Source organism: Algoriphagus aquimarinus (genome assembly GCF_007997215.1).
GTDB lineage: Bacteria > Bacteroidota > Bacteroidia > Cytophagales > Cyclobacteriaceae > Algoriphagus > Algoriphagus aquimarinus_A.
In genome coordinates this window covers 289,330-315,464 of record NZ_VORW01000001.1, presented here as the reverse complement: position 1 = coordinate 315,464, position 26,135 = coordinate 289,330, and the positions used below count along the sequence as shown (strand labels likewise).

General features: G+C 41.2%; 19 protein-coding genes. 8 read left to right on the top strand and 11 right to left on the bottom strand.

From position 1 onward, the window contains the following. The gene (locus tag ESV85_RS01430) at positions 1-516 is read left to right on the top strand and encodes a peptidylprolyl isomerase (protein ID WP_146914455.1); all 516 of its coding nucleotides are present in this window, start codon (positions 1-3) and stop codon (positions 514-516) included. A 272-nt stretch (positions 517-788) separates the two neighbouring features. On the opposite strand, the gene ESV85_RS01425 is transcribed toward ESV85_RS01430, so the two are convergent. Further along, positions 789-1,610, bottom strand: a complete 822-nt coding sequence (locus tag ESV85_RS01425) for a hypothetical protein (protein WP_146914454.1) — start codon at positions 1,608-1,610, stop codon at positions 789-791. 330 nt (positions 1,611-1,940) lie between these two features. Continuing rightward, complete coding sequence (locus ESV85_RS01420) at positions 1,941-2,453, bottom strand: regulatory protein RecX (RefSeq protein WP_146914453.1); 513 nt, start codon at positions 2,451-2,453, stop codon at positions 1,941-1,943. 72 nt (positions 2,454-2,525) lie between these two features. On the opposite strand from ESV85_RS01420, the gene tpiA reads away from it, so the two are divergent. From tpiA to ESV85_RS01390, 6 genes are all read left to right on the top strand, one after another. Continuing rightward, positions 2,526-3,287, top strand: coding sequence for a triose-phosphate isomerase (gene tpiA, locus ESV85_RS01415; RefSeq protein ID WP_146914452.1), 762 nt, complete (start codon positions 2,526-2,528; stop codon positions 3,285-3,287). A 6-nt stretch (positions 3,288-3,293) separates the two neighbouring features. Beyond that, the gene (prmA, locus tag ESV85_RS01410) at positions 3,294-4,124 is read left to right on the top strand and encodes a 50S ribosomal protein L11 methyltransferase (RefSeq protein WP_146914451.1); all 831 of its coding nucleotides are present in this window, start codon (positions 3,294-3,296) and stop codon (positions 4,122-4,124) included. A gap of 190 nt (positions 4,125-4,314) precedes the next feature. Continuing rightward, the gene (locus ESV85_RS01405; RefSeq protein ID WP_146914450.1) at positions 4,315-4,503 is read left to right on the top strand and encodes a hypothetical protein; all 189 of its coding nucleotides are present in this window, start codon (positions 4,315-4,317) and stop codon (positions 4,501-4,503) included. A gap of 104 nt (positions 4,504-4,607) precedes the next feature. Beyond that, on the top strand, positions 4,608-6,332 hold the full coding sequence (gene recJ, locus ESV85_RS01400) for a single-stranded-DNA-specific exonuclease RecJ (protein WP_146914449.1): 1,725 nt from the start codon (positions 4,608-4,610) through the stop codon (positions 6,330-6,332). Position 6,333: 1 nt separating this feature from the next. Continuing rightward, positions 6,334-7,071, top strand: coding sequence for an LPS export ABC transporter ATP-binding protein (gene lptB / locus ESV85_RS01395; RefSeq protein ID WP_146914448.1), 738 nt, complete (start codon positions 6,334-6,336; stop codon positions 7,069-7,071). Continuing rightward, entirely contained in the window at positions 7,071-8,597 is a 1,527-nt protein-coding gene (locus tag ESV85_RS01390) for a GH3 auxin-responsive promoter family protein (RefSeq protein ID WP_146914447.1), read from the top strand. The genes lptB and ESV85_RS01390 overlap by 1 nt, the downstream gene beginning before the upstream one ends. A gap of 56 nt (positions 8,598-8,653) precedes the next feature. Here the strand turns inward: ESV85_RS01390 and ESV85_RS01385 are convergent, their stop codons facing one another. The 9 genes from ESV85_RS01385 to ESV85_RS01345 form a co-directional block, all read right to left on the bottom strand. Continuing rightward, positions 8,654-9,388, bottom strand: a complete 735-nt coding sequence (locus tag ESV85_RS01385) for a HisA/HisF-related TIM barrel protein (protein WP_146914446.1) — start codon at positions 9,386-9,388, stop codon at positions 8,654-8,656. Positions 9,389-9,528: 140 nt separating this feature from the next. Further along, positions 9,529-10,563, bottom strand: a complete 1,035-nt coding sequence (locus ESV85_RS01380; RefSeq protein WP_146914445.1) for a YCF48-related protein — start codon at positions 10,561-10,563, stop codon at positions 9,529-9,531. A 13-nt stretch (positions 10,564-10,576) separates the two neighbouring features. After that, positions 10,577-11,488, bottom strand: coding sequence for a hydroxypyruvate isomerase family protein (locus tag ESV85_RS01375; RefSeq protein WP_146914444.1), 912 nt, complete (start codon positions 11,486-11,488; stop codon positions 10,577-10,579). A gap of 2 nt (positions 11,489-11,490) precedes the next feature. Next, positions 11,491-12,801 (bottom strand): Gfo/Idh/MocA family protein, encoded by a 1,311-nt coding sequence (locus ESV85_RS01370; protein WP_146914443.1) that lies wholly within the window; start codon positions 12,799-12,801, stop codon positions 11,491-11,493. 18 nt (positions 12,802-12,819) lie between these two features. After that, on the bottom strand, positions 12,820-13,779 hold the full coding sequence (locus ESV85_RS01365) for a formylglycine-generating enzyme family protein (protein WP_146914442.1): 960 nt from the start codon (positions 13,777-13,779) through the stop codon (positions 12,820-12,822). A gap of 51 nt (positions 13,780-13,830) precedes the next feature. Continuing rightward, positions 13,831-17,181, bottom strand: a complete 3,351-nt coding sequence (locus tag ESV85_RS01360) for a VCBS repeat-containing protein (protein WP_146914441.1) — start codon at positions 17,179-17,181, stop codon at positions 13,831-13,833. A gap of 66 nt (positions 17,182-17,247) precedes the next feature. Then, complete coding sequence (locus ESV85_RS01355; RefSeq protein WP_146914440.1) at positions 17,248-19,107, bottom strand: RagB/SusD family nutrient uptake outer membrane protein; 1,860 nt, start codon at positions 19,105-19,107, stop codon at positions 17,248-17,250. Between the two features lie 13 nt (positions 19,108-19,120). Next, on the bottom strand, positions 19,121-22,273 hold the full coding sequence (locus ESV85_RS01350) for a SusC/RagA family TonB-linked outer membrane protein (protein ID WP_146914439.1): 3,153 nt from the start codon (positions 22,271-22,273) through the stop codon (positions 19,121-19,123). A gap of 244 nt (positions 22,274-22,517) precedes the next feature. Then, entirely contained in the window at positions 22,518-23,171 is a 654-nt protein-coding gene (locus ESV85_RS01345) for a DUF3365 domain-containing protein (RefSeq protein WP_146914438.1), read from the bottom strand. A 226-nt stretch (positions 23,172-23,397) separates the two neighbouring features. Here ESV85_RS01345 and ESV85_RS01340 point away from each other — a divergent pair, with 226 nt between their 5' ends. Further along, on the top strand, positions 23,398-26,133 hold the full coding sequence (locus ESV85_RS01340; RefSeq protein WP_191321875.1) for a YCF48-related protein: 2,736 nt from the start codon (positions 23,398-23,400) through the stop codon (positions 26,131-26,133). The last annotated feature ends 2 nt before the right edge of the window (positions 26,134-26,135 follow it).

The window sequence follows — 26,135 nt, the reverse complement described above, 5'->3', positions numbered from 1 at the left end:
ATGAAAGTAGAAAAGAACAAAGTGGTAGCGGTATGCTACGACCTGAAGGTAGATGATGGTGAGACAGGAATGGTTCCTTATGAGACTGTACCTGAGGATAAGCCTTTTTACTTTCTATTTAATGCAGGCGAGGTATTTCCGAAATTCGAAGAAGCATTGCTAGGTAAATCTGCCGGGGATGAATTTACTGCAGATCTTGGTTTTGATGATGCTTATGGAGATTACATGGAGGAGAAAAAGACCATTATTCCAAAAGCCAATTTCAAAGAAAAAGGAAAGGTAAATAAGGATCTCTTACGTGTCGGAAATGTGATTCCTATGCAAGACAATAAGGGTGGTCAGATTCGTGGTGAGATAACCAAGATAGATTACACTGGAGTTCATATGGATTTTAATCCTCCATTGGCGGGATACGATTTATCCTTTGCTGGTAAAATAATCTCCGTACGAGATGCACTACCCGTAGAGCTCGAACATGGTCATGCGCACGGTCCAGATGGACATCATCATCACTAATTATTTACAATGCCCTGTTCTCAGAATAGGGCATTTGTCGTATAGCGCACTTAGATAAGTTAGGATACTTTTGAGAGAACAAGTATTTCTACCTATGACAAAGGATGTTATAATTGATTTGATTAGAAAAGCATTGCTTATAGGGTTCTTTGCCGCATTAATGGCCTGAATTACCTAGGAAACTTTGATAAGGTTATTTTTCGAGAGACTGATTGGACAATAGGGGTGATTGTTCCAACGGATCTTGGCCTCCTATACAACGGAGGCCATTTTTATTTTGAGCTAGCTAACAAATTTGCCTGCTTATCTGCTAATTCCTTAAGTCCATCGATACGCTCAGAGTTGTAAAGCTTAAGTGCTTTATGTAATTGCAGTGAAGCTCTTTGGAAACTCTGATCATTAAAAAGTGAGATTGCATCATTGTAATATTGCAAACCTGCCAACTGGGTCAGGTTGACTTTTCTGAAAATTGCATTATCTGATAAATCTATTTTTGGTGCGCCCAATCTTTGATTGAGAGATTTTAGCTTAACCGAATCATCAGCCTTATATCCCTCAAGGTATGAAGCGACTTCTGATGGCGCTGTGATCATTCCGCCTATTTGAAGCGTGCTTTCCAAAATGATATCCTTTCCTTCATAATTCACCACTATGAAGACGTGATAATCAGTCTCTACTACTTTGTATTCAAATTTGTAACGATCCAAAAGCAATGCTAAGGCAGCAGACCCGCTAACACAGTCAAACTTGCCTTGCTCCAACATGTCATTAAAGGTGGAATGTTGCTCATACGTCTTAAATAATTGCTGATGTGACTTTTCGAAAACCTGGCGGAGTACAGTCAGGTGAGTGCCTTTCCTACTAAATTTCTTGTCCAATTCAGCGAGTAATTCATTCCATTTTTCATCTGACGGGGCTTTTTCCGCTTGAACTGCTCTAAAAAGTAAATATGGATTCTGCTGACCAGCTTCCCAAAGAGCCTTTTCTGAATTGCTATCAAAGCTTAACTCTTCCAACATTCCCACGGCCTCTTGTGCCATGGCTAGGAAGCCGAATGCAAAGATTAGAATAAATGTGAGTAATGCTTTTTTCATCTCGGATGAAGCTAATGTTACTAATGTTACGGTCAGTGTTACGTAAAGTTAACAATTTGGTAACATTAAAACATATAGTAATCCAAAACTTAACATTGGGATGATATTAGTATTGAGTTTTCAGTCGCAAAGATCAGTCGCGGTCGCAGAATACCTTTGGTGTAAGTGTTATGTTAGGTTCAAGTTTCGTGACTTGGACCTAACATAATGAAGTCTTCATACTTCTATCAGGTTAGATATAAGTAGGCAGTCTGATGACTGCATTTCAATAGGCACAAGTCTGATCCCGATATCGGGATTGCACCAATGGTTGATGATTGTGTTTGATTACTACGACTGATCACTAATCAAACTCTCAATCGCATCTTTGATCAGATCCATCTCAAAGCCCTTGTTCATCAGGTATTGGGTGACTTTGAACTTCTTTTTGTAGGTGTCAGATTCGTGAGTATTCTCCCACTTCTTTTCTGCTTGAGTTAAAAGTGTATCGTAATACTCCTCAGGGTCAATTTCAGAAAGGCCTTTTCGGATGAGTTCTTCAGAAACTTCCCGCATTTTCAGCTCCATCCGGATACGGTTTCTTCCCCATTTTTTTAGTCTGAATTTTCCTCTGGCAAAGGCTCTTGCATAGCGCTCTTCGTTTACAAATTCTGCGGCGATCAATTCTGCTATCAATCGCTCTGCAGGTTCATCAGATATGCCTTTATCGTAGAGTTTTCGTCTGATTTCCCATGGACAGCGTTCCTGATAGGCACAGAAGGTGGTAAGCTTTTCAAAAGCTTCTTCTTGTGACCAGGAGTTTTTTCCTGACTCATTTGGCTTATATTTTCCCCAACTGGACATTTTCCGTAATTTTAGACCAAAATATCCCTAGTTTCTTTTTTATCAAACCTTATTAAATTTTCAAAACACATTATGCGTAAGAAAATCGTAGCCGGCAACTGGAAAATGAACATGACTTTCGAAGAAGGTCAGACTCTTACTTCCGAAATATTGAATATGATGAAGGACGAGCATTCTGGCGATGCTATCGCTGTGCTTAATCCTCCTTTTCCTCATATTTTCCCAGTTAAAAAACTGATCGGAGAAGCAAAAGGTGTGTTTATCGGAGCTCAAAACTGTTCTGATAAAGAAGCTGGAGCATTTACAGGAGAAGTTTCTGCTAAGATTCTTGCTTCCTTCGGAGTTCAATATGTGATCATCGGCCACAGCGAACGTCGTGAATATTTCAAAGAAAACAATGAAGTGCTTGCTACAAAAGTGAAGCTTGCGCTAGCAAATGGCTTGACTCCAATCTTCTGCTGTGGAGAATCTCTTGAGATCAGAACTGCAGGCACGCATGAGCCAAACGTGAAATTTCAGTTGACTGAAGGTCTTTTTGACTTGAGTCCTGAGGATTTCTCTAAGATCGTGATTGCTTATGAACCGATCTGGGCAATTGGAACAGGTAAGACTGCAAGCTCCGAGGAAGCGCAGGACATGCATGCTGCCTTGAGAAGACATGTGGCTTCTAAATATGGAAAAGACATCGCAGAAAACACTTCTATCCTTTATGGTGGTAGCTGTAACCCAAAAAATGCACAGGAGCTTTTCGCAAAGCCTGACGTAGACGGAGGATTAATCGGTGGAGCATCTTTGAAGTCTCGTGATTTCGTAGACATTATCAAATCATTCTAATATAAAATGGATTACCTGGAGTTTAAAATCAAGTGCCTGGAACAATTCCGGGAAATCCTTATAGCTGAACTATCCATGATAGGCTTTGATTCCTTCCTCGAAACTGAGGAGGGAATCGATGCTTATACGCTGGAATCAGATTTCGATCGAGTGGCTTTCGATGAAGTGATAGCTCAATATAAAGTGGATGCCTACATCACGTTGGAAGAAGGCATCATGCCTAAGGTCAACTGGAACGAAGAGTGGGAGAAAAATTACGACCCCATTGCTGTGGATGATCTAGTCTATGTTCGAGCATCTTTTCACTCCTCACAACCCGAGTTTAAGCATGAGATTGTGATCAATCCCAAAATGTCATTTGGCACGGGGCATCATGCGACTACTTTCCAGATGCTTCGCCATCAGGGCGAAATCGATCACCAAGGTAAAAGAGTATTAGATGTGGGTTCTGGAACTGGAATTCTTGCCATCATGGCGCACTTACTCGGAGCTAGCCAGGTCGAAGCATTCGATATCGATGATTGGTGTGTGGACAATGGCAACGAGAACTTTGATCTGAACGGATTGACTACCCGAATGGACTTAGGCACGATACGAGAAGTGAATCCACAAGGTGAATTTGATATCGTCTTGGCCAATATCAATAAAAATGTACTCTTGGATGAGATGAACATTTACACTGATTTGCTCAAGGATAATGGTTTTCTTTTGATCAGTGGATTCTACACAGAAGACATTGAAGATTTGACTAACTGTGCTAAGCCGTTGGGATTAGAATTGATTTCTCAACAAAGCAAGGATAATTGGGCAGCTTTAATTTTACAGAAAAAGGCTTGAAGTCTGAAGACCGATGACGGAAGTAAAAAAAGTAAGTGGTAGGATTTGTAAGTGGAATGGTTCTGATTGCTCACAGGGTTCAACTCTGCTTTGTCGCCGTATATCGAAATTCGAAAATCGTAAATAGGAGTAGGAAGTGTCAAGAAACACCAGTGCCTGACAAACTTTATGACTGCAACATATAACCTTCATGACTGAACTGATTATTTATGCCATCGTTTTCGTATTGCTGATTGGACATTGTCTGTTTGCAGGAAAAATGTATCGTGCTGTGCATGAGGATTCCAGTTTGACTTTGTTTGAGAAAAATGATTGGAAGCTCAAAGCGCTTATTTTCCCGGTTTATTTTTGGGGAAAATATAGAAAGACAAAAGGCTAGCTTTTTTTGCCTTCAAGTAAACTTTTTGGCTTCTATAGTCGATTATAGAACCAATACTTTTAATTAATAAAATCACAAGAAACTTAGTTTACTAAATTAGCTTCATGGAGTACCTCTGGAAACAAAAGCCTAAAACCTCACAACCAGCAATAGATCAGCTGAGCAAAGAGATCAATGTCAATTTGACATTGGCCAACATGCTGATTAATCGAGGGGTGGAGAGTTTTGAGCAGGCGAAGAGTTACTTCCGTCCTTCCCTTACCTCCCTTCACGATCCTTTTCTGATGAAGGATATGACTGAGGCTGTAGATAGAATTCAAGCTGCGATAGCCAGCGACGAAAAGATTATGGTCTATGGAGACTATGATGTAGATGGCACGACTGCTGTAGCGCTGATGTACGGTTTTCTAAAAACCTTCTATCCAGATGTAGTTTTCTATATTCCCGATCGCTACAAAGAGGGCTACGGTATTTCTGAAAAAGGAGTAAGATTCGCAGCTGAAAATGATATCAAATTGATTATCGCGTTGGATTGTGGGATTAAGGCGATAGAAAAAGTGGCTTTGGCCACGGAGTTAGGTGTTGATTTTATTATTTGTGATCACCATACTCCCGGAGATGAGCTTCCTGCTGCCATAGCCGTATTGGACTCCAAGCGTAGTGACTGCAATTATCCATACAAAGAATTGAGTGGGGCAGGAGTTGGCTTCAAGCTGATTCAGGCGATTGCAATCAAACGCGGAATGGACAGTTCTCTGTTGGATGCTTATTTGGATTTGGTGGCAGTGAGTATCGCCGCAGATATTGTTCCTATTACAGGTGAAAACAGGATTCTTGCCTATTACGGACTTGATCGACTTAATAATACGCCAAGGCCTGGTTTGAAAGCCTTGATGCTAAGCAGTAATTTGGAAAAGGACATCGGTATTTCGGATGTAGTTTTCAAAATTGGGCCGAGAATCAATGCGTCTGGAAGACTAGAGCACGCGAAAGCATCTGTGGAATTACTGATTTCTTCAGACTTGGAAGGCGCGATGGAGCGAGCCAAAGTGGTAGATGAGGTGAATGCTACCCGAAGGAATTTTGACGAGAACATCACCAAGGAAGCTTTTGAAATGATCGCTTCTCGTGAGGAGTTAGCGGAGTGGAATTCTACAGTACTTTTCAAAGATGATTGGCACAAAGGAGTAATCGGAATCGTGGCAAGTCGCTGTATTGAGAAATATTATAGACCTACCATCATTTTGACGGAGTCAAATGGAAAAGCAACTGGTAGCGCTAGATCAGTAGTGGACTTCAATATTTATGAAGCTATAGAAGAATGTACTGATCTACTAGATCAATTTGGAGGGCATATGTATGCTGCTGGATTGACGCTTCCTGTGGAGAATGTCCCTGCTTTTCAGGAGAAATTTGAGGCGGTAGTAAAGAGCAGAATTCAGGAAGTTCATCGCAAGCCAGTGATAGAAGTTGACGATGAATTGCTTTTAGATCAGATTAATTACAAGTTTTATAATATCTTGAAGCAAATGGCTCCTTTTGGTCCAGGAAATACGGAGCCGGTCTTCCAAATAGCAAATGTATATGCGGAGGATGTGACTGTGCTGAAGGATAAACATCTGCGATTCAAAATCGTCCAAGATGGTCAGGTGACCACGCCAGTTTGCCTTGGATTTGGGATGGCGGATCGGGCAAAAGATCCGGATTTGACCACAGTAAATATGCTTCGTGGGAAAATGCGATTTGATATAGTTGCAGAAATGAGAGAAAATGTATTTCGCGATAAGAGCAGTTTGCAACTCTACGTGAAAGACATAAAATTTGACTGATATGATTCTTCGAGCCGAAAATTTAGTAAAAATCTACAAAGGTCGCCGGGTGGTGAATGACATCTCCGTGGAGGTAAGCCAAGGTGAGATCGTCGGGCTCTTAGGGCCAAATGGAGCAGGAAAAACTACTTCATTCTACATGATCGTAGGTTTGATTCAGCCTAATGAAGGCAATATTTTTTTGGAGCAAGAGAAAATCACCAGCCTCCCCATGTATAAGCGAGCTCAATTGGGCATAGGATACTTAGCTCAGGAAGCCTCAGTTTTCAGAAAACTTTCAGTAGAGGAAAATATCATGGCTGTACTGGAGATGACCAAGATGCCGAAGCAGGAGCGTAAAGAAAAAGTGGAAAGTCTTCTAGAAGAGTTCAGCTTGACACACGTGCGCAAAAACCTCGGAGTGGTACTTTCGGGTGGAGAAAGAAGAAGAACAGAGATAGCTAGAGCTTTAGCGGTAGACCCAAAATTCGTCTTGCTAGATGAGCCATTTGCAGGTGTGGACCCGATAGCTGTGGAGGAAATCCAGGCCATTGTAGCTAAGCTAAAAACAAAAAATATTGGCATTCTGATCACTGATCACAATGTGAATGAAACACTTTCTATCACTGACAGAGCATATTTGATGTTCGAAGGAAAACTGCTGAAAGCTGGAACAGCTGAAGAGCTAGCTGCCGATGAACAGGTTAGAAAAGTATATTTGGGATCTAATTTTGAGTTGAAACGAAAAGTTTTTAATTAATGGAGGTTCTGAATTCTTTTATGACCTGGATTTTTAAAAGCCGCCTAGGTCAAATCGATAATTTCAAGCGTAATCCTATTTCTGTGCAAGACACTATTTTCCATGAGTTAATAGAAGCAGGTAAGAAAACGGATTTTGGTATTGAGCATGGATTCTCAGAAATTCAAAGCTATGCAGATTTTGCAAGTAGAATACCCATACGGAATTATGATAAGTTTAAACCCTACATCGACAAAGCGATGGCAGGAAGCGAAGATGTAATCTGGAATACCGAAATAGAATGGTTTGCCAAGTCATCAGGCACCACTTCAAGCCGTAGTAAATACATCCCCGTAACACACGAAAGCCTGGAGGAATGTCATTACAAGGGAGGTAAGGATATGGTCGCGCTTTATATGGCCAATTATCCAGATTCAAGACTTTTTGCAGGGAAAATTCTCACCATTGGCGGTACTTTAGAGAACAATCCGCTCAATCCCCTAGGATCGGCTAGAGCAGGTGATATCTCAGCGGTGATCATGGAGAATTTGCCTTTTTGGGCATATTTTGTTAGGACTCCTTCTAAGGAAACTGCACTGATGGGCGAATGGGAGGCGAAGATTGAGAAAATGGCTCGTGAGACCATGGACGAAGATGTGACCTGCATGGCTGGAGTTCCGACATGGACTATTGTGCTGTTGCAAAAAGTCCTTGAATTAAAGAAAGCTAAGAACATTACTGAAGTTTGGCCTAATCTGGAGATCTTTTTCCACGGGGCAGTTGCTTTTGGGCCTTATAGAAGTCTTTTCAAAGAACTTATTCCTTCAGAAAAAATGCGCTATATGGAGACATATAATGCATCCGAAGGATTCTTTGGGATACAGGATCAGAAGGATTCTGATGAGTTGCTTTTGCTTTTGGATTATGGAATTTTCTATGAATTCATTTCCATGGAAGAGTGGGACAATGAAGATCCAGAAGTAATTCCTTTGTCTCAGGTGGAGCTGGATAAAAATTACGCCTTAGTGATCACTACTAATGGTGGATTGTGGAGATATAAAATCGGTGATACGGTGAAGTTTACTTCCACCTCGCCTTATCGATTCAGGATATCAGGTCGTACAAGGCATTTTCTGAATGCATTCGGAGAGGAAGTGATAGTAGAAAATGCTGAAAAAGCAGTTCAATTTGCCGCTGAACAGACTGATGCCAGAATTGCCAACTTCACGGCGGCTCCTGTGTATTTTGACGGGTCAGGATCAAAAGGAGCTCATGAGTGGATTATAGAGTTTCAGAAGGAACCTTCAGATCCAAAAGAATTTGACAGACTTTTAGACGTGCACTTGCGAGAAATCAACTCTGATTACGATGCCAAACGTCACAAGGGATTGGCTTTGATAGAACCAATAATTCATCATGCACCATCCGGGCTATTCGAAAAGTGGATGCGTAAAAGAGGTAAACTAGGAGGACAGCATAAAGTGCCCAGGTTGTCTAATTCCAGAGAATATCTGGAAGAAATATTGGGATTGGAAGAAAATCTCTGATTCTTAAATTCTCTGGGTTTGTATCTCACTGACAAGGTCTAGCCAAACAGTTTGAATCAACCTTCTGCTATAAATTTTTCTAAGTCTTGAAGGCTGATCATACCTTCATAATAAGCTCTACCAAAAACTGTAGCAGACACACCCATGTCTCTTAATCGTCTGAAGTCATCTACCCCTCTCACACCACCGCTTGCAGCTAGGTTTATCTCAGGGAATTTATCTCTGACACTTTGAAATAGCGCGAAATTAGGTCCTTCCATTACTCCATCTCTTGAGACATCAGAACATTTTAGATATTTCAAACCTCTTTCGTAGAAAAATTCGATATGATCGAACAGGTCAATTTCAGTTTTCTTTAACCAGCCTCTGATTTTGATTTTATTATCAGCGGGGTTTGTATCAGCAGCCAGATTGATTTTCTCACGGCCATAAGAAAGTATGAATTGAGCGAAACGCTCGGGATGATTCGCTGCCGCTGAACTCACTGTGATCGTACTGGCGCCAAATTCAAAACATTTGATCACATCTCCATCTGTAGAAATACCTCCTGTGAAATCAACTTTCAGGTCAGTATATCCTGCAATGGCTTCTAGAATGTGGTAATTTTTAGGCTCCCCTCTACGTGCTCCGTCCAAATCTACCAAGTGGACTCTTTTCAATCCTATAGCTTCAAAAGCTTGAGCAATCTCCAATGGATTATTGGATATCACTTCTTCAGTGGAAAAATCCCCTCTCTTGAGACGGACACATTTACCATTGATTAGCCATATAGAAGGAACAATTTCAAACATGTTTAATAAAATTCAGGTTTATCGGTTTTATGATTCAGGTTAAAGATAGTACACGCCGGCACTATAAATCTTAACCAAGATGCAAATCTTTTAGTACAAAGACTATAGGTACTAATCTACGAGAAAGCCAATCTGCTGTTTTAATATTTCAATTTAGCTATTTTTCCCTTAGCTCCAGACGCCCATACCGAGCCATCTGCATGCCCCTTTTTTACAGCATGAAAACCATCTGCTGAAATCGGCTGCCAGGTAATGCCGCCATCAATGGAATAATCTGACCCTGCAGGCCCTACGGCGATCAACCATTTTTGCTGAGAAAAATAAACAACTCCAGATCGATATCCTCCTGGTCCTTGCTGAGGTTTTATCCACTCTTTTTTGCTAGAAATAAAAATACCTGCGTTCCCTTCCTGTATTCCTTCATTCAAATAATCTCCACCTACTGCGATAATTTCTCCTTTGCCCATACTTGCGATAGAGAAAATGCCTTGTGAGGATTCACCTTGAATAAAAGGCGAACTATACTTTTCCCAACTTGCACCCATATCTTTTGAGAAATGAAGATTGGACTCAGTACCACCAGTTCCCAGCCAAAGTTCGTTCCCCTCAGCGAGAAGAGAAGTAGCGCTCGCCGCGAAAGCAGCTTCTCCGTCCACCGCACCTGGCAAGGAGTCTAAAGGGTACCAAGTATTGCCTTGGTTGGCAGTTTGAAGAATAGTCCACTTTCCACCTTCAGGATCTCCAATGACAAAACCTTGGGAAGATGAGGCGAAACTAATACCATCCAGAAAAGCGAATTCATTCTCCTGATGCTTCAGATCCCAGGTTTTTCCTCCGTCTATCGTTTTATAAATGACAGCTGGCTGACCAGCTGAGACAACTATCGCAGTCATTGCGTCAAAGGCATGAATAGATCTAAAGTCCACCGTATCGAGCCCAGCTATCACTCCATGATCCCATGTCTTACCTCCATCAATTGTTCTAAGCCAAGTGCCTTCGCTTCCACTTGCCCATGCTATTTCAACTGTTAACGGAGAAAGACCTCGTAACGATGATTCAACAGGAGTCTCAAGAATGTCCCAACCGGTTGGGCTACCTGCTAGGTTTTCCTCAGATTTTTTGCAGGAAAAAAGCGCTACCAATAATGATAGCGCTAGTAACTTTCTCTTAATCATATAAATTTTAAAATCAGACTATGTCAACTTTTCTGTAGGCTTGGATTAAGGCTTTCTCTCCTTCTACTCCTGGAGAGGCATTTCCATGTTCCATACCCATTACACCCTTGAAACCTTTTTCGTGGATGAATTTGAATACATTGCTATAATTGATTTCTCCTGTTCCTGGTTCCTTTCTGCCAGGATTATCTCCGATTTGAATGTAAGCGATCTCATCCCAGGTTTTCTGCATGGTGGCAATCAAGTTGCCTTCATTGCGTTGCATGTGGTAGATATCGTAGAGAATTTTACAAGCAGGGCTATCTACAGCCTTGCAAATCATATAGGACTGATCAGCATGACGGAGGAAAAGATCAGGATTATCACTCAATGGTTCCATTACCATCACCAATCCCTCTTTTTCCAATACTTCAGCTCCACGTTTGTAGGCTTCAATGACATTGCCTGTCTGTACTCCCATAGGAAGATTTCTTTCGAAATACCCTGGTACTACAGTCATCCATTTTGCTCCCACACGCTTTGCCACTTCCACAGATTTCTTACAGGTATCTACAAATAGATCCGAATGCTCTTTTTTACCTGTGGTCAGCGCAGTTTTCCAGTTTTCGCCTCCTTCTATGACAAATACGCCCATTCTCATCCCTAGGGATTCAAGTGTTTTGCCGATAAGCGTCTGTTCTTCTACTGATCGTCCCAGCATTCCATTGTCTTCTAGAGACCTGAAACCCTGATCCGCCATAAACTTCAATTCATCAACAATTCCACCTGGGGCAGAATTTCTGAACATTCCGAAGTGAGGTGCAAAATCCATATGGAACGTAGGCTCAGCTTTGCCAGCGGCAAATGAAGGCATACTCATAGCTCCAGAAACACCCAATAGGGTGCTTCCTAAGCCAACTTTTTTTATAAAGCCTCTTCTTTCCATGATTAAACTACTTTAGTTTTACCAGGAATAGCATGAGGATAATACATGTCTGCACCAGGCAATACCTTAGGCATAGCATCCCAAGCTAATTTCTCTGGCATCAACTCAACTTGTCCGTTCAAGGCTTCTTCGAACGTCAATGGCTTGCCAGAATAAGTAGCATATCTACCCATTATCGCAGTCATGGTACTATTTGCTGCGTTTTCTGCATCTGCAAATTTATAATCTCCTTTGAACAACGTTGCCCAAAGCTGATCATGTTCTACTTGATATGGATTTGGCTGATTCTTACGGTCGTGATCATAAAGAACATTGCCTTTCCAATCTTTCAGAGTACCGTAATTTCCTGCACTTAGATAAGCAGTTCCCTTGGTTCCTTGGAAGCTTTCATCCACACGGTTTTGAGCTCCTGGGAAGTGACGACACTCACTGTGAATCACAGATCCATCAGCATAGGTGTAAGTCAGTACATGGTGATCAAAGATTTCCCCGTTTTCCTTACCTGTACGAATAAGTCTACCGCCGGTACCTTCAGCTTTCACTGGTGGTCCTTTCTTCACCCAGTTCGCCACGTCAATATTGTGCACGTGTTGCTCATTGATATGATCACCACAAAGCCAGTTGAAATAGTACCAGTTTCTCATTTGGTATTCCATCTCAGTTTGGCCTGGCTGACGCTCTCTTACCCAAACGCCACCGTCATTCCAATAGACTTGACCATTGATGATGTCTCCAATTTCGCCATCGTGAATACGCTTGATTGTCTCTATATAGTTCGCCTGGTAGTGTCTTTGAAGACCTACTACTACGTTCAATTTCTTAGCTTTTGCTTCTTCAGCTGCTTTCAATACTTTTCTGATTCCTGCAGCATCTACCGCTACTGGCTTTTCCATAAAAATCTGCTTGCCCTGCTTCACAGCTTCTTCGAAATGCATAGGACGGAAGCCTGGAGGTGTAGCAAGAATAACTACATCTGCTTGAGCGATAGCATTCTTATAACCATCAAATCCCACAAATTTCATGTCCTCAGAAACAGCAAGTTTATCTCCGTACTTCTCATTCAATGCATTGTATGCTGTGTCTAAGCGGTCTCTGAAGGCATCCGCCATAGCGACAATTTTGATGTTGTGCCCCGTTGCTAAGGCTTGAAAAGCAGCTCCGGTTCCTCGACCACCACAGCCGATTAATGCTAGTTTCAACTCATTGACAGGAGCAGCATATGCACCTGGCAACACAAAATTAGAGGCCACCAATCCGCCTGTAACCAGAGCGGAAGTTTTGATGAAATCTCTGCGAGAGTTTTCGTTTTTCATAAGTATAGGTATTAAGGGTTAGTAATCGGTAATTGGTTTGGCTTGATAATAAGCCATAATTTCTTCTGGACTAGGCGGGATTTGAGGCCTAACAAGTCTCAATCCTAAGAAAGGTGCTTCTGGAAACCACCACTGACTTTTAGGTATCTGTGGATCGATTCTCTTCCAGTCTGCCGAGCTTACAAAACGCTTGGTCGAGCTTAATTCAGAAGCTTCTGTATCGTAGCTGCCTCCTCTTACCACTCTTGGATAGAGTTCTGTTGAAGGATTAGTAGGATTCACTGAAGGAGATTTAGCGTAGAATTCATCATCATATTGATCTGAAGTCCATTCTAGCACATTTCCATAAATATCGTAAAGTCCCCAAGGGTTTGGCTTCTTTTTGCCAATAAGATGGGTAGTCTCTGCAGAATTTTCTCTGGTCCAAGCATAGTCTCCAATGGCAGATGCATCATTTCCAAAGAAGTACTTAGTGTCAGTTCCTGCTTTCGCTGCATATTCCCATTCTGCTTCTGTAGGAAGTCTGTAGAAAATGCCAGTTTTCAAATAAAGCCAATGGCAAAACTGGATGGCTCCGTACTGAGTCATACCGATAGCCGGCTTACCTTCTTTGCCCATCCCGAAAGTCATATCCAAATAGGGCATACTTGGTCTGGTCAAACCATCTACGATCTCCCCGATCGGGCCTTCAGAAATGGCTAACTCGTAATTTTTATCCAGGAAAAGCTCAAAAGCATCCCAAGTTACTTCATGTGTTCCCATCCAAAAAGGGGCGATCTTCACTTCGTGCACTGGCTTTTCGTCCGCAGAATTTTCAGAGCCCATTAGGAAGGTCCCTTCAGGAATTGGCGTCATTTGAAACGCTACTTCAGTCCCAGGAATTTTCTGGGTATAGGATTCAAAATTTGCGTCATTGACATCAAAGCTCATCAGCATCAAAGCGCCAATCACTGTGTATTTTGTTTTTGTCTTAAACATGTTTAAGGAAAAAATCTTTAGCATTAAATATAATAGTATAGGGTTTGAAAGTTAGTCCGTTTTTGATGGAAGGAGTGAATAAATGTTCACCGTAGATTCATCCAAATAGATAAGTAAAAGGCCATTGCCTTTTATGATTTTGCGAGTATTTCCAGTGAGGTTGAGCCCACTTTTGGATTTATTGGCATTAGTGAATTGTCCTTTGCCATTCCCAAGTAAAACCACGCCTTGACTAGCGTCATATTTACCAAAGTAGAGCTTTCCGTATCTGGTATTTCCGCCAAGCACCATGTCCAAATTTCCGTCTCCATTTACATCTACTGCTTCAGAAGCAAATACCGGAGAGAATTGAGTTTGAATTGGAAGTTCTTTAGCCTCAAATTTTCCATTTACAGATCTTACAAAATAGCTAGTCTCTAAACGATTGATGTAGATAGAGCTAGAACCCTGCCGTTCTTCAGCTGTAAATAGTTCACTCATTTTTACATTAGAAAAAGATTTAAAATCAAGGTATCTCTTTTTGAGGAAAAGCACTTGACCAAGTATCTCATCTCTGCTGGCAGCAGGATACCTTTCTCCCTGTACATAGTATCCAAGAAAGGCATCTGTAGATCCATTTCTGTCAAAATCTTTATATAAAATCTCCGCTGGTTCAGTACTGCTAGCTTTGATTTGTGAGTTTGTCCCGAGGTTCCCTGCCAAAATCTCGACATTTCCGTCGCCATCCCAATCAGCTAAAGTCAAGTTATTCCAAAAGCCAAATTCGTGTTTTTCGAAGAAATTTAGCGTAGTTTCTTGCCAGGAGCCATTTTGAAATGAAAAAATCTGAATTGGCATTGCTTCTCCTACTACGATCAATTCTGGCTTTCCATCCTGATCCAAATCTGCAAAACCAGAATCAGTCAACATACCCAAATTGACAAATGTAGGAGCTAGTTGCTTAGTCTGATCTGTGAAGTTTCCTTTGCCGTCATTGATCCAGATCCTAGCTCCTAGAGAAGTTGGGAATTGCCCTGGGTCGATTCTACACCCCACAAATAAGTCAGGCTTCCCATCGAAATTTAAATCCGAGACTTGAACTGTGCCAGTAGGAAAAGCTTCACTCGGTAGTGCTTCTGAGGCTATACTGAAGTTGCCTTTTCCGTCATTCAGATAGAGTCGATCTCGAAGTGCATTGTCGCCGACATTGAAGTCATACATCCCTCCGCTTGCCACATATAAGTCTAAACTTCCATCGCCATTTGCATCAAAAGCCACTGCGTCTGAATCTTCTGATTTTGCGAAAGATGCAAAAACACTAGTATTCTGCTTGGCAAATGATCCGCTAGAGCTTTGAGTATATAAGGAAGCACTGGCATTTGAGCCTGCACCTACAAACAAATCTTCACGTCCATCGCCAGTAAAATCTGCGAATACCATCGCCTTACCATTTCCAGAAACAGGATTTATCAATAATGGTTGTCTCTTATAATCGTTAAACTCCCGACCTTTTTCAGTTGTCAGTTTTGCTTTTTCACTTAGGAAAAAATTACTGGGTTTTGACTTGGGGACAGATGAATTGACTGCTTCCTCTTCAATTAATTCTAATGTTTGATTTGTAGCAACTCCATACTCTGTGGTTGTTTTTCCGCCAGGCCAAGTGACTTGAAGGGAATCAATTTCCTTAACGTCTCCCAGTCCAAAATGTAAGGTAGTAGACACAGAAGACTGGTAACCACGATACGGATTTTGTTCCAAAATCTGAATGGAACCTCCAGAGTAGACTGTTACTTTAGCTCCAAATGCTGAAGAGTTGGTTCCTGATCCAGAAAGCTTCAAATTCAAGTAATTCCCAGCTTTTTGCTGAGAGGTTTGATTCTCGTAGATAAAAGCAGGCGAATTGATATTATTGACGATGAGGTCAAGATCTCCGTCGTTGTCCAGATCACTATAAGCAGCTCCACTGCTGTTTGCCACATGACTTATTCCCCATGCGTCGGTTTGATTTTTGAAGGTTAGGTTTTCGTTATTTTGAAAAATATAATTAGTCAGATTAGAGGAAGGCATGTTCTTCACCATATTCAGCAAGTCCTCTCGCTTTAGCTTACCGCCCGAAGTACGAACATAATTGTCCATGTACTTCAGAAAGTCCTGATTGTTATAATCTCTCAAATAGCCGTTGGTGATGAAGAGGTCTTTCCAACCGTCATTATCAAAATCAGCGAACAAAGAAGACCAACTCCAATCGGTATTTGACACGCCAGCCAGTTGTCCTATCTCCTGGAAAGTGCCATCTCCAGAATTCACATGGAGCATATTTCGCATGTATTGGTGATGAAATCCCTTGCTTACATTCAGTTGGAAGAGTTCAAAATTATCAGGGGCGAGCAGAAGTTTTTGTCTTTCATTTCCTTCAGGAAGCATGTCCAACGTAAAAATATCCGGCAAGCCATCATTGTTGAAATCGGCAATATCATTTCCCATAGAGAAATGAGAAGTATGTCCCAGTCGGGCTAAAATCTCATCCTTAAATGTTCCGTCTTTCTGATTGATGTAGAGATAATCAGGCATGGAGTAATCATTGCCAATGTAAATATCCGGCCATCCATCTTGATTGATATCTGATACCGCTACTCCTAGACCATACGAAAGGCTAGAGCTAGAAATACCTGCTTTCTGTGTAATCTCTACAAACTTTCCATCTCTGTTCTCGAAAAATTGTGATCCTGCTTCGTGCTTTTCCTTAAGTAATACTTTGGTCAAATTCACATCCTGATTTTGGATGGACTTAGTGTTATGATTTAGGATAAAAAGATCTAGATCACCGTCTAGATCGTAGTCAAAAAAGCTTGCTGAAGTACTTGGCGCATTTGAAGCTATGCCATAATCTTCGGCCATTTCCTTGAAAATAGGAATGCCATTTTCATCATTTCCTTGATTAACAAAAAGTTGATTGGTTCTTTTCTCAGTTGGTAGATTGCCTGAGTAGCACTGATAAATGTCTAATTTTTTGTCGCCGTTTATATCGACGAAAACAACTCCGGTCTTCCAGGGACCAGACCTTCCCGTTGCTCCGGAAGCTTGAGCTGTTTCTTTGAATTTGAGGTCACCTTGATTTAGGTAAAGCTGATTGCCACTTACATTGGCAGAAAAATATATATCCTCCAGTCCATCACTGTTAAGATCCCCTACAGCAACGCCGCCGCCATTGTAGAGGTACTCGTACATGAGGACGTTGAGATTGAGAGTTTCTTCGATTTTATTGGAAAAAGTTATCCCCGTCTGTTCCGGAGCCAACAAATGGAATAAGATAGGAGTATTTGATTCGCTGAGGGATTCAGTATTTGCTATTTTATCCGACTCAGAGCAGGAAATAGCCATTAAACTGATTGCAAAGGCTGAAAGTAGCTTTCTGTTGATCATAATATAAATAATCTAAGCCACCCCAAATGGAATGGCTTAGATCAAATTTAATAGAATTCTTACTTTTTATTCTATTCCAGGATTCTGGATCAGATTTGAGTTTCTGTTAATCTCATTTCTATCAATAGGAACGAAATACATTTTATCCAACCAAGTTCTGTTTTCTTTTCCTGGATCAATTGGAAGAACTTTGTATACATAGTTATAAACGTCTGTATCATAACGATAAGTAGAAAGCGTCTTTCCTGGCTTAAGTGTACCAGTGATATTTATGATATTCGCTTTTCTTCCTAAAGTCTCGTTAGCAATCATCCATCTACGTGCATCATGGTATCTTTGCTCCTCGTAAGCCATCTCAACACGTCTTTCATTTCGGTAAGCATCTTTCAATGCAGCACCAGTAGCCGTAATAGCTGGCTGACCTACTCTAAATCTGATTTGATTCAAATAGGTACGAGCTACATCTTCCTGACCTAGTTCGATAGATGCTTCGACGTAATTCAATACTGCCTCAGTATATCTTAATAAAGGCCAAGGAATTTCTTGCCAAGTGTTTTGATCTACAATTGCAGGATTTGGATCAGTGAACTTTCTGATATAGTAACCAGTATAGCTACCATTCCAATCTTCTATAGAACTGTTTCTAGTATCCAATCCGAAGTGAGTCACTTTAGCACCAGAGGCATCAGTTACTTCATATTTACCGGCCTGAATTTGTCCAAGTGGATCCTTAGGCTTGTTTGCATTGGATCTTGGCTTCCACTGAGCTCCATCATAAAGGATAGAAGCATAGAATCGGGCATCTCTGTTTTCATATGGAGCAGAAGCATGTGCTGAATTTGACCAGTCAAACTCAGTTCCATCCATCATTTCATAATCATCTACTAGCAATTGAACAGGGCTATTTCCTGCCCAGTTGTTATAGCCATTAGGTCCATTGAAAAGACCTTGACGTCCACCGTTCTCTAGTTTTGCATTAATGAAGTATCTAGCCATGATAAGCTCTTTTTCACCACCATTTCTGGCTAAAGAGTTATTCATGTAGTTAGTAATACCTGCTTCATGTGAAACTGGAGCAGATAAACCGTACAGGTTACCAGATCCTTTTTGAATTACTTCCATAGCAGCAGCTTGAGCTTTTTGCCATCTTTCGGCTCTGTTACCTCCGCTATATGCGACCAAATCCAAGTTGGTATAACCTGAAAGAGTTGCAGAATTAGCTTTAGCAGTAGGTCCATCATGAAGATCACTTGCTGCATAAAGTAGGATTCTTGACTTCAGAGCCAAAGCAGCTAATTGATTTGCTCTGCCTTTAGCCATGTTCTTTCCTTCTAATAAAGTTGCTGCTTCGTTCAAATCAGCAACAATGAAGTTTACAGTTTCCTCCCAAGTAGCTCTTGCTTCCTCATAAGTATCTTCACCTAATCCGTATGGTCGATCAATTAATGGAACTCCTCCAAAATATCTCGCCAACTGGTGATAGTAATAAGCTCTCATGAATTTAGCTTCACCAAGCAATCTATCCGCGATTCCACCATCATTTGGGAATTGAGGATCAGAAAGGTTTTCGATTGCTATGTTCGTTCTACGAATGTAGCTATACATGTTACTCCAGCTGTAGGTGTTGTTTATCCAGCCCTGATCAGCAGAGTTAACTCTTGCCTCCGTTACTGTAGTGATACCACGTCCAGGGTGAGTAAACATCGCCTCATCTGTCAATGAAGCAAGCATTTGCTCATCAAATCCTCCATTTCCAAATCCCTGATATGTACCAGTTACAAATGCCTCTGCCAAAGCAGGGTCAGACCATACAGCAGACTGGGATATTTCACCAAGCGGCTCTGTATTTAGGAAATCACTATTACAGCTGGCGATTGTTAAGCTCGCTGCAAATAATATTACTAAGTGTTTTATATTTCTTTTCATTATGTCGTGTTATTTAGAATGAAACAGAAAGACCGGTGTTGAGTACTCTAGCTTGTGGATAGTACTGTCCAGTAGAAGCCTCAGACTCAGGATCATATACTTTCGACTTGCTCCATGTGATCAGGTTTAGACCATTCACATAAAAACGTGCATTCTTAACTCCGATTTTCTCGGTAAGATGTGCAGGAATGTTATATCCGACCTCCAAGTTTTTCAGTCTCAAGTAATCAGAACTTCTAAACCAATAATCGTTTCCTGAAGAGTAATACTGATCATTTCTGTTGGCAATTCTTGGATCAGTGCTGCTAGGATTATCAATAGTCCATCTGTTGTCATAGATATCAGATAGGTAGTTACCAATATTTCCAGACTCACCTGCACTGATGTACTGTCTAGCTCCTGCTGCTCCTTGCAATAAAACAGAGACGTCAAAACCTTTCCAGTTTGCGGATAAGTTAATACCTCCTTGGAAAGTAGGTACAGTGTTATTATCCAAACGAACTCTATCATCCGGAGTGATTTTACCATCACCATCGTAATCTTTATATTTCATATCACCCGGACGTAGGTTATTTGTAATAGAAGTATAGTCAATCGTCTCAGCATCGATTGTTTGCTGATCTTTGAAAACACCATCATATAGATAAACTAAGCCAGTGTTCATAGGTCGGCCGGTTGATCTTTGCCATTCAGGAGCTCCTGGAGATTCATCCCAGAATAAAATATTATTCTTGGCATAGCCTCCATTTACACTTGCAGAATATTTGAATTCTCCTTTACCACCTCTAATACCAAGGTTCAAGTCAAATCCTTTATTCTCTACCTCGCCTATGTTTTCTGCAGGAAGGTTAAGTCCAGTAGATTGTGGAACGGAAGCATTTCTCTGCCAAAGGATATTTGTACGCTTGTTGTAAAACAAATCAAACTCGAAGAAAACTTTGCCCTGAAGGAATTGACCTTCAAAACCTAAGTTAGAGTTATTCGCAACTTCCCAAGTAATAGCTGTATTTGGAACTCTTGTTTCATAAAGAGTTTTTGTCTCAGCACCACCGACGATATAGGAGCTAAATCCATAAGTAGATAGGAACTGATATTCACCAATCTGATCATTACCTAACTGTCCCCAAGAGCCTCTTACTTTGAAGAAGTCGAAAGTCTTGCCTAATGAGTTTTTCCAGAAGCTTTCTTCAGATACAACCCATCCTAGCATCACACCTGGGAAGAAACCAAAGCGTGTAGCTTCAGGGAAGATGTAAGAACCATCATTTCTCCATAGGAATTCTGCAAGATATTTCTCCTTGTAGTTATAAGCCACTCTACCGAAGTAGTTCAGACGAGCTCTATTGAAAGCTCCACCACCGTTATCTTTCTGAAGATCACCACCGGCAAACATCTGATCAATCGCAGTAGATATAAAGAATCTTCTATACGCATTGAAGTTGTTTCCCTCAATAGTCTCACGGTTAACACCGGCTACTATGTTTAGTGTATGAACGTCATTGAACTTCTTGTCGTAATTCAACACTCCACCAAGTAGAATGTTTAACTGTTGTTCGCTGCCTTCATTTAGACGCGGTTCAGCTGGACCTCTTTTACTTGGAACCAATACCGGAGTGACTCCGTCTGCTTCGAACCCTTTTCCTCTCTCATATAGAGTCCATGGAATCTGCCATGTTTTTGTCGCTCTGATATACTTATCTATAGCTGCTGTTCCTGTAAACTTCAAACCTTCCACTCCTGGTATTTTGATTTCCAAAGTACCTGTAGTTTGAATGTAGTCTCTTTTATCAGTGCTATATCCAGTCTGATCAGTGGTAATTACCACAGGGTTTTCACCGTTTTCGATATCTGGACCTGGCTTACCATTTGGCCAGTAAGCTGGCTGATTAGGCTTACCTCTCATCTGCATACGGAAAATTGCATTGGCACCTCTAGTAGGGAAGAATCTAGATTCCTCTCTCGCTAAAATTCCCAATCCTACCTTAACGTACTTATTCACATTTGCATCTAAGTTGATTCTGAAATCATACTGCTTGTAGCCTGTTGCAGAATTCTTGTAGTAACCATCCTGATTTTGATAGCCCAAAGAAGTCAAATACTTCACGTTCTCACTACCACCTACTAACTGTAGGTTATACATGCTCTGAGGAGACCATGTTTTTAGAGTTTCGCCATACCAGTCTGTATTAGGATAGTTCCAAGGATCAGAACCATTCTTATAAAGCTCAATCTCAGCAGGAGTATAAGGAGCAGATCTCACCTGACCATTTGGTCTAGTGTATTGTCCATTCTGCTTATACGCCTCATTTGCTGCAGCCCATTCTGAAGTAGGAAGAGCATAGATATCCAAATCATTCAGCGCATTTGCATACTCAGCGGAATTTGCCAACTTAGGAAGCAGTGCAGGCTGAGCAAGTCCTTGATTCACTTGGAAGGTTAATTCCGGTGCACCAACAGAACCTCTTTTAGTAGTTACTAGAATTACACCGTTTGCTGCTCTTGATCCGTAGATCGCAGCAGATGCATCCTTCAATACAGAGATACTTTCGATATCATTTGGATTCAATCGTTCCAAACCACCCGCTCTTGCAGGAATACCATCGATTACTACCAATGCACTGTTGTTACCTAGTGTATTGGAACCACGGATTCGGATACTTGATCCGTCATAACCTGGTTCACCGCTTCTGTTTACCGCTACCACACCTGCCATACGGCCAGCAATGGAGTTGGATAAGTTCATAGCTGGAGACTTGGTTAGTTCCTTACCTTTTACAGTAGCAACGGCACCAGTAATAGTCTCTTTTTTCTGCTCACCGTAACCTACAACAATCACTTCTTCTAGTGATTTTGTGTCAGGCGACAAAGTGAGATCAAATACAGTTCTAGAACCAACTGCAACTTCCATTTGAGTGAAACCGATAAATGATATCACTAAGACATCTGAAGGACCGGATACATTGAGCGCAAACCTACCGTCAATGTCAGTGACGGTACCATTTGTGGTGCCTTTCACAAGGACGGAGGCACCAGGCAGAGGTAGATTATCCTCTCCTGAAATTATCACACCAGACACCTCCTGGGTCTGTGCGAATCCTGTGCTAATCAGTCCTAGACAAAATATTATTGTCAAGCTGAAAAGCTTAAAATGAGTAAAGTTTCTCATTGGCATAGGGGTTTATTGATATTTAATAGATTTTAACAATTCAATTTCCACCAATGCTTTTGCAAAAGCAAACTGTTTAATGCTGATAATTGACTGAATTTTGACATATGGGAGTTGTAACTATATAATTAACCGTACATAATAGCATTATTTCATGAAAAAATAGATAATTTAAAGAATAACGAAATATTATTTTGTATCTAAAAAGTTAAAAAATGCCTCAAAATGGAGTTGCAATCGTTTGCTAAAAACGTAGGACTACAGCTTTTTTTGGAATTTTCAAAGACCACATTCCTCGCAAATCTCCAACTTCAAATCCACGCGCAAGATCTCGTGGATAAAGAGAATCTATCTTACTTAAGACACCTATTTCTATATCCTTTTGAGGGTACCCATGACACGCCAAACAAAATTCGGTAGAAATGACAATTGCTTTAGTGTACAGCAAAACATCCCCACCTTCGATGGTCTGAATGTTTGGTTCGTTTTCGATGCCGTTCTCAGCATTAAACAGGTAGGCATCCAGAATTGGGAATTCTTCTTCCGTAGGTAAATTGTCTTGATTTCTTGCGCGAGATGAAGTTCGTCTAATTGAAACTCCATATTTCTCGCTCAATTCCTTAATTATTGGGGCAGCATTTACATTACAAAATTCCAGAGCTCCTGCAGCTCCTTGTTCGTTCACAGCTTTATGAAGATTTGCCATTAATTGCTGTTGTGCATCATTACTTATGGAGTCTCCCCAAATCATCGCCTCCTGAGTAATTTGAGCTTCAGAAAGCTTCTTGGCCTCCATACCTTTATTTACCTCATCAAAAACACTCTTAGAAATACGCTCTTGTGGACCGCAAGCCAAGAAAAGTACTGCTGGGATTAGAAAGTATAGGAAGTTCTTCATGAGATTTTGCAGTTAAGAGAAGATAAAACTACAAATCACAGCTTAGATTTCCCTGAATTCCTTGTATTCTAAGCTGTGTAATTAGCTTAAGTAGTTCACTTCTCTTTGACAAGACCTGAAATAACTTATTTTTGTTTAACGATATAAGCTCATGCAAAAAACCTTAGGTCTATTTTTAATCGGGATGGTGATTAGCACTCAGCTTTTTTCCCAAACCTGGGCCAGAATGCAAAGCTGGGGCCTAGACCTTGAAGCTATCGCCTGGGTGGATGGTAATGTGGGTTTTAGCGTAGGAGAAAATCTCATTATCCGTACGTCAGATGGTGGCCTTACTTGGGAAGAGCTTCCTATAAGTTTTGAAGGAAAGTTATTGGATGTAGTCTTTTGGGACGCAAATACTGGAGTAGCGGTGGGGGATATTGGATTAATACTTAAAACCCAAGATGGAGGATATACCTGGAGTCAAAAAACATCAGGTACCACACAAACTCTGAAAAGCATAGCGAAATCCTCTGAGAATAGATTGCTCGCAACATCAGGTGGTGGCCAAATCTTGCTTTCCACCAATCAGGGAGAGACTTGGACCAAGCTTACTTCTGGTACTAATCAAAGTCTGAATGACATAAGTTTTATCAATGCTGACACTGCTTATGTAGCAGGAAATCAAGGCGTAATTTTAAGAAGCTACGATGGAGGTAATCAATGGAGTTCTTTGAATTCTGGGCAATCGACAAATATAAATGGGATTGCTTTCTCTACTCCTCTTATAGGATATGCAGTTGGAGACGAAGGGATCATCCTCAAAACCTTGGATGGAGGTAATTCTTGGCTGCCGCAGATTTCTCCTGTGACTACGGATTTAAAGAAAGTAGCTATCAGTCCTTTGGACATACGCATAGTCACCATAGTTGGTGATTTAGCTACCGCTCTTCGATCTACTAACTCTGCAGCAACGTTTGGCAAAGCCAATTTAGGCGCTACAAATACTCGAAACATCAAAGCCTTAGCTTTTAAGCCAGCAAGCAATCTTGTGTTTGCAGTTGGTCAGGAAGGCTATCTCATTTCTTCCACCAATGCAGGAAGTACCTATATACAGCGATTGGCAGGGATTCGAAATGACTTCTCTGGTACCGACTTTAAATCTGACCGAGTTGGTCACATTATCGGTCAGAAAGGCGCTGATTATATCACTAGCAATGGTGCCACCAGTGTGGTGTATCGACCAGTTCCAGAAGAAATTGATATTGTAGGATTGGACTATTGGAATACAGCTTTTGGCTATGTGGGATCCTATTCAGGAAAAATGTTTCGAACATCAAATAGCGGTTCTACTTGGGTTCCTGTACATGCCCAAACACCAGAAACAATCACTGGATTTTATCTTTTTGCTCCGTCAGTACTTTACATCACGGGAACAAATGGCTACATCGCGAGGTCTTTTGACTCAGGAGGCACTTGGGACCGTGCTGGTATTGTCACCAACACAACCGAAAATCTCAGAGATATCACCTTTTTTGACTACCAAGTGGGTTTTGCGATGGGAGATAATGGGCAGATAAGCTGGACCAGTGGTGGTAATACTTGGGAGAATCTACCAAAATTGACTTCAGAAGATTTGAATGCCCTAGCGAAACTAGACTCGAATTCTGCTGTGATCGTAGGCAATGCAGGGGTCATTCTCAAGTCTGTGGACATGGCAAAGACTTGGAGAAAGATTGATGTTCCCTTTACTGAGAATTTCACTTCGGTAGACTTTTGGAACAAGAATTTGGGATTTATCTCAGGTGACAATGGTCAGGTACTTCAGACAAAAGATGGGGGAGAATCTTGGGTTAAAATCCCAAGTGGAACAAGCCGAAATCTAACAGGCATAAGTGTAGGAACTCCAACTATTGCTTTTGCCGTAGGAGAAGATGGTACGATTCTAAGGTATGAATGTATTCCACCCACATCACTGAGTGAGATTACCGGAGAGAATCAGCTATGTCTGACGGTCGGCAACTATTCTATTTCAAGTTCTTCGGTCCCGGGTGCCCAATTAGTCTGGCGTGCAGATGGCGGCGAGATTATCTCAGGGCAAGGAACCAGTCAGGTGGAAGTACTATGGAATAAACCTGGAAGAAATGGTGTCTATGTAAGCATGGAGAATTTTTGCGGCAACGGCAAAACTTCCTCACTGGAAGTAATTGTATCGGCTATTCCGTCTTCTACTATTCAAATTGAAGGAAATGGCTCCGTTTGTTTACATGAAATTGAGACTTACACCCTACCAAACCTAGCTGGGGTAGTTTATACTTGGGAGACAAGCGGGGGAGAAGTGCTTGATGGTCAAGGTACTTCTCAGATTCAGGTAAAATGGAATACCTCAGGTAGTCAAAAAATCTCTGTGATTCAGGAAAATGCATGCGGAAAAGCTGCTGCTGTTCTAAAACCTATTTCGGTGAACTTGGCTCCAGATCAACCTGGAGAAATCGCAGGTGAGGCCCAAACTGGACTTTGGGAAACAAACTATGAGGTTCCTGCGCAGGAGGGAGTAAATTTTAAATGGGTAATCTCTAGCGAAGGGGGTAAAATCCTTCAAGGTCAAGGGACAGAAAAGGTAACAGTTCTTTGGGAAAAAGAAGGCGATTTCCAGCTAAGTGTCACTCCTGAAAATGAATGCAATGAGGGTGAAGCCAGAATCCTCAATGTGAATGTCAATGTGATTACCGGTTTGCCTGAGAAAGAGGATCTAACTGTTCGGATATTTCCAAATCCTTCTTCAGGCACTTTAACTTTGGAGCTAGGGGATGCAAATTATCAAAGCCTCCAAGTCATCAATGCATTTGGTCAAGTGATTCAGTCCCTTGACCTGATCAATGGATCAAAAGAAGTCAGGTTAGAACATCTACCTAAAGGAATGATATTGATTCAATTATCCACCGGATCGAACGTGTTGGTGAGAAAAGTGATTGTAAAATAGGA